Source organism: Streptomyces ossamyceticus, from assembly GCF_001418475.1.
Classification (GTDB): domain Bacteria; phylum Actinomycetota; class Actinomycetes; order Streptomycetales; family Streptomycetaceae; genus Streptomyces; species Streptomyces ossamyceticus.
The window spans coordinates 1-7,332 of record NZ_LIQX01000699.1 but is presented as its reverse complement, the minus strand read 5'-3'; the positions used below and the strand labels follow the sequence as shown (position 1 = coordinate 7,332).

Below are 7,332 nucleotides of genomic sequence, written 5' to 3'. Positions count from 1 at the left end.
GGCCGCGATCGCGGCCATTGCTGACCTTCGCATGATGGTCTGTTTCCCCTTCGTAGTTGGACAGTTGAGCAGGACGCGACGGGTGCCCGCGACCGCGGACGTCAGCGGCTGCGGGGGTCGAGGGCGTCCCTGAGGCCGTCACCGAGGAGGTTGAAGGCCAGCACCGTGATGAAGATCGCGAGGCCGGGAACGATCATGAACTGCGGGTCGACCTGGAAGAAGTCGACCGCGTCGTTGAGCATGCCGCCCCAGGAGGCCTGCGGCGGGCGGATACCGACACCGAGGAAGCTCAGGGAAGCCTCGAAGATGATGTTGGTCGGGATCAGCAGCGTCGAGTAGACGATGATCGGCGCGACGAGGTTCGGCAGCAGCTCCTTGAAGAGGATGTACGGCCCGGCGGCCCCCATCCCCCGGGAGGCGTCGATGAACTCCCGCTCCCGCAGCGCCATGGTCTGGGCGCGCACGATGCGCCCCATGTACGGCCAGTTGAAGAAGCCGATCACGAAGATGAGCACCGAGATGTGCAGCGGGAGTCCTTCGAGTCCGAAGGCGCCGCCCTGGAGCGTGGCGGAGATGGCGATGGCGAACAGCAGCAGCGGGAACGCCAGGAAGGTGTCCATCAGCCGGCTGATGATCGAGTCGACCCGGCCGCCGTAGTAGCCGGCGAGGAGTCCGAGCACGGTGCCGATGGCGTTGGAGAGGAGGGTCGCGCCGAAGGCGACGACCAGGGAGACCCAGGAGCCCTCCAGGATGCGCGCGAGGATGTCGCGGCCGAACTTCGGCTCGATACCGAGCGGGTGGTCCCAGCTCATCCCGCCGAAGTCACCCTTCGGCAGGGAGGTGTTGGGGTCGATCAGGTCCTGGTTGAAGGCGTTGGGGTCGAGTCCGAGCAGCGACTGAAGCGGCCGGGAGAGGGCCGCGATCAGGATCAGCAGGACCACCACGACGCCGCCGGCCACCGCCACCTTGTCGCGCTTGAAGCGGGTCCAGGCGATCTGGCCGAGCGAACGGCCCTCGATCCTCTTGGCCTCGACACCTGCCAGCACGGCCTCGGGCTGCGCCTCGGCCTGCGATCCGGTCGTCTCAATGGGTGCGGTCATCGTCCCTCGTGCTTGCCCGTGCCGGTGGTTGCCGACTGTGCTTGGCGCGGCCGCCCGGGTCTGCGGTGCGGTCCGTTGCCACTACTGCCGTCGTTCTCTCGTGTGCTTCCTGCCCATGACCCGGTGTCAACGTCGCTGTCTCGCCGGGCCGTTCGGAGGGAGAGGCACATACGGCACTGAACCCCACCGTATGAACAGCACGTTCGGCCAACCCCCCACCGCTCTGGGGGAGTCTTCAACGGTGGCGCGATCAGGCACCAGACCCGGCGGCGAATGTATGCGTAACCGTGATGTGGCCAGCAGGGTTCCGGAATCCGAACATCGCATGCGGGTGAGCGGCATCGGACGGACTGTTACAAGTGACCCAGGTCACAGAACGAGTTCACCGTGCCCGGATCACCCGCAATCACCCCCTTCGGGTGCGTGGCAATTCGGGCGAAGAACACATGCCGTCGGCCACTCAACCGACCATTCCCCAGGTATTTGAGGTTCGCCTGAGCGTTGCTTCGTAACAGAATCTCCGGCCCATTGCGAGCCTTCTCGGCGGCCCACTAACTTCTTCCCCGCCGGGGCGGACCGACCCACTCCCCCGGACAGGAAAATGAATTGACCGGGTCAACGGGGAAAACGGGGATACAAATGAATCTGCGCAACAAGCGTGCTCTTTCCGCGACGCTCGCGACGACCGCGCTCGTCACCGGTGCGTTCACGGCGGCGCCGGGCACGGCGAGCGCCGCCGACCAGGCACCCATGCGCTGCGAGGGCTACACGTACTCCAAGGTGATCAAGTTCGGCAAGCCGTGGTACGCCTCCCGCGGACCGGTGGTCAGCAAGCGCAACAGCAGCTCCAGCAAGTCCACCCTGGTCTACTCGGTCAAGACCACCAAGACCCGTACGACGACCTGGGGCGGCGAGGCCAGCGCCAGCGTGGGCTGGGGCATCGCCCAGGTCGAGGCGAAGACCAAGTACGAGGTGGCCAGGTCCGTCGCCAAGGGCCGCACCGTCACCAACCGTATGACGGTCGACCCGGGCAAGCGGGGCTACACCCAGCCGATGGTCGAGTACCAGAAGTTCCAGGTCGAGCGCTGGCGCGAGCTCGGCAACTGCAAGCACGACCGTATCGAGATCGTCGGCATTCTGAAGGGAATCACTTCTTCCCTGCACTTCGCGGAATGCCAGACGCGGCAGGCCTCCTGCACACCGAAGCCGTAATTCCGGCGGCTTTCCGGAAAAGCGTGCCTTCGTTCCCGGGCCCGTGAACGAAGGCACGCCACCGCGGAGACACGCAAAAGAAAAATGAGCGGCGTTCACCGGCACGGGGGCAGGTGAACGCATGACGGAGCCCCCGGTTCCGGGAAGGTTCGTCGTCGAACCGGACCGGGGCCGGGGGCTCGGTCCGTACCGGGTCAGTAGCCGCCCGGGTAGCCGTAACCGCCGGCGGCCGGGGCCTGGGCCGGGGCGCCATGGGCCTCACGGTCGTAGAAGGGGCGGGCGGCGGCCCGCAGCCACATCGCGACCGGGTCGTACTCGTCGGACATGGCGACCGTGGAGACGGGCAGCCCGTCCGGGACGGCGCCGATGGACTGCTGCATCATCGCGCGCACCGAGTCGACGGCGGGCGGCGAAGTGTCGTACACGTCGAGGCCGATCGCCAGATAGGGCGCGCCGAGCGAGGGCTGCACCCAGGCGCGGCGCAGCGAGCGCACGGCCGGGGTGCGGTGGGCGTTCTGTGTCAGCAGGGCGTAGAACTGCGGGATCTCGATGCCCGGCTCGGACAGCCGCAGCGGGCCCGCGGGCTGCCGCTCCAGGCCCGTGGCGATCCGGCGCAGGTCCAGCCAGGGAATGCCGACGCCGCCGCCCGGAGCGTGCGGGTTGAGCCAGAGTCCGTAGTGGTCGGGGTAGAGCGTGCGGGCCACGTCGAGGCCGTCGACGACCTCGTAACTGCGGTTCCAGCCACTGGCGGAGAGCTCCTGGGCGGAGGTGACGCAGGGCGCGTAGTTGAACCCGTCCACCTCCATGTTCCCGTACTGGGCGTCCGGGGAGCCGGCCTGGCCGTGCCACAGGAGCATCCAGATCTGGCCGGTGGCGGGGGTCGCGAGGGCACGCAGCAACGCCTCGTAGGCGTCGTAACGCCCCGGCGTCACCTGGCGCAGCATGTGCTCGACCTGCCCGGTCGCCGTGCCGCTCGCGCTCACGTCAGCCGCCCTTCGGTTTGGAGCTGGTGGTGTCGGACCCTGGTTGTGGAAAACCAGCTTAGGTGGTGTGCGGGTCGAGCCGGTCAGGGCTCGGGGCTTGCTGTGCGTCGCGGGCCCCGGTGCCGTCGTGGCTGGTCGCGGCCCGCGGCGGAGCCGCCGGCGCCGCCGCCGCGCGCCCTGTCGGGGGCCGGGTGTCAGTAGCCCTGTTGGTAGAAGGGGCGGACCTTCTCGCGGAGCCAGTCGCCGACCGGGTCCTGGGCCACGTCCAGGAAGACCATGTTGACCGGCCAGGCCACCGGTTGGGTGCCGAGGACGCGGCCGAGGGCGTCCAGGGGGAGGGTGCGGTCGGCCTCCCAGGAGACCAGGTCGACACCGATGAACATGACGGGGTCGGCGGTCTCGATGGCGGCGAGGCAACGGCGGGCGCTGAGGACGACGCCGGTCGCGGCGAACTCGGCGCAGGCCGCGGCGAGGAAGTCCACCGGGTCGTCCTGCCAGTCCGGTTCGAACAGGCGGACCCTGGCTCCGCTCGCCGACCCGTCCAGCGGGGTCCGGGCGGCCCGGCACAGCTCGGCCACGGCGGGCGGCGGCAGCGGGATGCCCACGACACCGTCCGGGTTCAGGGCGAGGCCGGCCTGCGGGGGCAGCCCGCGGGCGAACTCGACGGCCGGGGCGATCGTGTACGACATGTGGTTGCCGACGACCTGGCGGAACTGCTCCTCGGAGCTGAACACCGGCACGTACACCTGGCCGTCCAGCTCCATCGTCGGCAGGTCCAGCTCGCGGCTGTGCCGTCCGCCGCCCTCGGGCAGCGGCACCCACACGAAGCTGCGGGCCAGCACCTCCACGATGCGCGGGCCGGCGCCCGGCACCCCGAGGGAGGCGGACAGCACCTCCTCCAGCTCATTGCCGGGCCACCCGCCGTGTCCATGGGGGTGTGCCTGTGCCGGGAAGTCCGCCGGGAAGTCCATCTGCCGCCTACCGCTTTACTCCGTGATGCTGTTGTCCCTGCACCTTAATGCCACCCGCCGACAAAGGGGACGGCCCGGCGGCCGCCCTCGACGGCAGCCCCGTCCTCGCCGATGAGGCGGGCCCGCCCTCAGCCGTCGAAGCCGATCCGGTTCAGCGCGTCCGCCGCGGCCCGGTCGATCAGCACCGCCGAACCGCAGCCCTCCGGCAGGCGCCCCTCCTCCACGGACCGCAGCAGCCGGGTCATCGCCCCCCGGTGGCGGGCGAACGCGTACCGGGACACCCCGCGCCCCCGCTCCCGCTGTCCGTCCCGCGCCTCGCCGGGGGTGACGTCGAGCAGCAGCAGATGGAGGGTGCCGCCCCTGCGGACGGCCTCCCGGGCGAGCCAGCGCCGCACCCACGCCTGGGTCCCGCAGTCGTGCACGACGACGCCCTCACCGGAGCGCAGCGCCCGCCGGAGCCCGGCGTAGTGCGCGAGGCGCACGAACGGCCGGTACACGGCGTACGGCAGGATGCGCGCCAGGCGCGCGTCGAAGCGGTCACGTGTGTCCTGGGAGTCGATCCGCTGTCCCGGTACCGTGCGCCGCATCAGGGTCGACTTTCCGCTGCCGGGGAGCCCGGTGACGACCACGAGGTCGACCCGCGCGAACGACAGCACGCGCGGGCTGCGTCCGGAGCGCTCCCTGAGGTCGCGGACGACCGCCCTGGGGAAGGGGCCGCAGGCCGCGGCGGCCGGGCCGGCGGGCTGCTCGGGCAGGGCGAGGCCCGAGGTCGTCGCGTACGCCGTGGTCCTGTTCACCGTGATCGTCCTCCCCAGGGGTCGGGAGACCCATCCCCACAGACTGTAAAGAGAAGGTAATGCCCGATCGCTCCTGATTCAGTCCTCGTATTGCCACAAGAGTGCAACGGACCGCTGTGTCTGTCCTCCGAATTCGTGCGCCGCCCGGGGCCGGGGCGCCCGGCCCCGGCACCTCCCCCGCCCCGGAACCTCCCCCTGCCGTGCCGCGCCGATGCGTGCAATGATGTGCGCGCCAACTGCATACCGGCCGCTTGAATCCGCGCGGGAGAGCTCCCAGCAGTCTTCGCTGGGGCGCCGAAGGAGCAAGTCCCTCCCTTGAATCTCTCAGGCCCAGATACCGCGCGGGCGAGGCACATCTGAAAAGCGAGCCGCTGCGCCAGTGGCTCCACCCAAGGTGCAAACCGCGACCACCGGTACGTCATCAGGACGTACGGTCGAGGTGAACCTCTCAGGTTCCGATGACAGATGGGGAGGAACGTCCTCGCCTCGCCTGTCATGCCCTGGGAGCAGAACCGATGAGCAGTAGCCCCACCGCCGGACCGCGCCGTACCGCGCTCGATGCCCTGCATCGCTCGCTCGGCGCGACGATGACCGATTTCGCGGGCTGGGACATGCCCCTGCGCTACGGCTCCGAACGCGACGAGCACAACGCCGTACGGACCCGGGCCGGGCTGTTCGACCTCTCCCACATGGGCGAGATCACCGTCACCGGCCCCCAGGCGGCCGCGCTCCTCGACCATGCCCTCGTGGGGAACATCGGCGGCGTGAGCACGGGCCGCGCCCGCTACACCATGATCTGCCGCGAGGACGGCGGCATCCTCGACGACCTGATCGTCTACCGCCTCGCGGACACCGAGTACATGGTCGTCGCGAACGCCTCCAACGCCCAGGTGGTGCTGGACGCGCTGGTGGAGCGCGCGGCCGGGTTCGACGCCGAGGTCCGTGACGACCGCGACGCGTACGCGCTGCTCGCGGTCCAGGGCCCCGAGTCCCCCGGCATCGTGAAGGGGCTCACCGACGCCGACCTGGACGGCCTGAAGTACTACGCGGGCCTGCCCGGCACGGTCGCCGGCGTCCCGGCGCTGATCGCGCGCACCGGGTACACCGGCGAGGACGGCTTCGAGCTGTTCGTGAAGCCGGAGCACGCCGTGGAGCTGTGGCAGGCGCTGACCGAGGCGGGCGAGGGTGTCGGTCTGGTGCCGTGCGGGCTGTCCTGCCGGGACACGCTGCGCCTGGAGGCGGGCATGCCGCTGTACGGGCACGAGCTGACCACCGAGCTGACGCCGTTCGACGCCGGGCTCGGCCGGGTGGTGAAGTTCGACAAGGAGGGCGACTTCGTGGGCCGCGCGGCCCTGCGCGAGGCCGCCGAGAACGCCAACCACGAGCCGTCGGTGCTCGTCGGTCTGATCGCCGAGGGCCGTCGGGTCCCCCGCGCCGGATACCCCGTCGTCGCCGACGGCAAGGTGATCGGCGAGGTCACCTCCGGCGCCCCCTCCCCCACACTGGGCAAGCCGATCGCGATGGCGTACGTCGACGCCATGTACGCCGCCCCGGGCACCACCGGGGTCGCTGTGGACATCCGGGGCAGCCACGAGCCGTACGAGGTCGTGGCGCTGCCGTTCTACAAGCGGTCCAAGTGACACCGTCGTAGTCGGCTCACCGTCGTCCGTGGTCGGCTCAGCGTCGTGCGTGGTCGGCTCAGCGTCGTTCAGAAGCGGCATGGCGTCGTCGTGCGGAACGGCACGGCAGCGCACCCGAGCGTGACAAAGGGCACATCCGCCCTGTTCAACAGCGGTTTCAGCAGTCTCTCATTCATCACCACTCCCCCGCGTACAGGAGAATTCAGGCCATGAGCAACCCCCAGCAGCTGCGCTACAGCAAGGAGCACGAGTGGCTGTCGGCCGCCGAGGACGGCGTCTCGACGGTGGGCATCACGGAGCACGCGGCCAACGCGCTCGGCGATGTCGTCTACACCCAGCTTCCCGAGGTGGGCTCCACGGTGGCCGCGGGCGAGTCCTGCGGCGAGCTGGAGTCGACGAAGTCCGTCAGCGACCTGTACTCCCCCGTGAGCGGTGAGATCACCGAGGTCAACGAGGACGTGGTGAACGATCCGTCGCTGGTGAACACCGCCCCCTTCGAGGGCGGCTGGCTGTTCAAGGTACGGATCACGGAGGAGCCGGGCGACCTGCTCTCCGCCGACGAGTACACCGCCTTCATCGCCGGCTGAGAGGTCGTAGCACCATGTCGCTTCTGAACACGTCTCTGCACG

General features: G+C 69.8%; 7 protein-coding genes and 2 riboswitches. Of the genes, 3 read left to right on the top strand and 4 right to left on the bottom strand.

The window, feature by feature from the left end; all coding sequences use genetic code 11:
* Positions 1–101 precede the first annotated feature (101 nt).
* A complete protein-coding gene (locus AOK15_RS36960) occupies positions 102–1,100 on the bottom strand; it encodes an ABC transporter permease (protein WP_055523004.1) in 999 nt (332 codons plus the stop codon).
* A 639-nt stretch (positions 1,101–1,739) separates the two neighbouring features.
* Between AOK15_RS36960 and AOK15_RS36955 the strand changes: the two genes are divergently transcribed.
* A complete protein-coding gene (locus AOK15_RS36955) occupies positions 1,740–2,312 on the top strand; it encodes a hypothetical protein (protein WP_055523002.1) in 573 nt (190 codons plus the stop codon).
* Between the two features lie 194 nt (positions 2,313–2,506).
* Here AOK15_RS36955 and AOK15_RS36950 read toward each other — a convergent pair whose 3' ends face one another.
* The 3 genes from AOK15_RS36950 to AOK15_RS36940 form a co-directional block, all read right to left on the bottom strand.
* Entirely contained in the window at positions 2,507–3,295 is a 789-nt protein-coding gene (locus AOK15_RS36950) for an enhanced serine sensitivity protein SseB C-terminal domain-containing protein (protein ID WP_055523000.1), read from the bottom strand.
* A gap of 194 nt (positions 3,296–3,489) precedes the next feature.
* The gene (locus tag AOK15_RS36945; RefSeq protein ID WP_055522998.1) at positions 3,490–4,266 is read right to left on the bottom strand and encodes an enhanced serine sensitivity protein SseB; all 777 of its coding nucleotides are present in this window, start codon (positions 4,264–4,266) and stop codon (positions 3,490–3,492) included.
* A gap of 128 nt (positions 4,267–4,394) precedes the next feature.
* Positions 4,395–5,069 carry an AAA family ATPase gene (locus tag AOK15_RS36940; protein ID WP_055522996.1) on the bottom strand — a complete coding sequence of 225 codons (675 nt, stop codon included), beginning with the start codon at positions 5,067–5,069 and terminating at the stop codon, positions 4,395–4,397.
* A 246-nt stretch (positions 5,070–5,315) separates the two neighbouring features.
* Positions 5,316–5,413, top strand: a riboswitch (glycine riboswitch).
* Positions 5,414–5,538, top strand: a riboswitch (glycine riboswitch).
* 40 nt (positions 5,539–5,578) lie between these two features.
* On the opposite strand from AOK15_RS36940, the gene gcvT reads away from it, so the two are divergent.
* On the top strand, positions 5,579–6,703 hold the full coding sequence (gene gcvT / locus AOK15_RS36935; RefSeq protein WP_055522994.1) for a glycine cleavage system aminomethyltransferase GcvT: 1,125 nt from the start codon (positions 5,579–5,581) through the stop codon (positions 6,701–6,703).
* A 209-nt stretch (positions 6,704–6,912) separates the two neighbouring features.
* The gene (gene gcvH, locus AOK15_RS36930; protein WP_055522991.1) at positions 6,913–7,290 is read left to right on the top strand and encodes a glycine cleavage system protein GcvH; all 378 of its coding nucleotides are present in this window, start codon (positions 6,913–6,915) and stop codon (positions 7,288–7,290) included.
* Positions 7,291–7,332: the final 42 nt, after the last annotated feature.